General features: G+C 46.2%; 1 protein-coding gene. It reads left to right on the top strand.

The window, feature by feature from the left end; all coding sequences use genetic code 11:
* Positions 1 to 132 precede the first annotated feature (132 nt).
* Positions 133 to 439 (top strand): Sua5/YciO/YrdC/YwlC family protein (locus tag A3750_RS12395; RefSeq protein ID WP_197475017.1); only part of this gene is annotated, 307 nt, incomplete at its 3' end.

Below are 439 nucleotides of genomic sequence, written 5' to 3'. Positions count from 1 at the left end.
TCGTCGTTAATGAACGAGGGCTTGCATGCATTGGCGTTACATCTTTATACCCCGGCTGAATGGCAGGAGCAGAGAGATAAGTCGTTGCAGTCACCGAATTGTATGGGGGGCTCTAAGAATGGGTAGCTTTCTATGAGCCAGTTCTTTCAAATACATCCAGAAAACCCGCAGCAGCGTCTTATTCGTCAAGCGGTAGATATCATTAAATCCGGGGGCGTGATCGCCTATCCGACAGATTCGGCTTATGCATTAGCCTGCGATATTGGCAACAAGAACGGAGCGGACAGGATTCGCACAATTCGAAGACTTACCGAAAAACACAACTTTACTTTAGTGTGTAGAGATCTCAGTGATATCGCAGTATATGCCAAGGTAAATAACGGGCAATATCGGCAAATTAAGGCGCATACTCCCGGGCCTTATACTTTCATTCTAAAGG

The organism is Oleiphilus sp. HI0079 (assembly GCF_001635105.1).
The sequence above is the reverse complement of the archived record's forward strand: the minus strand, read 5'-3'. Positions and strand labels throughout refer to the sequence as shown.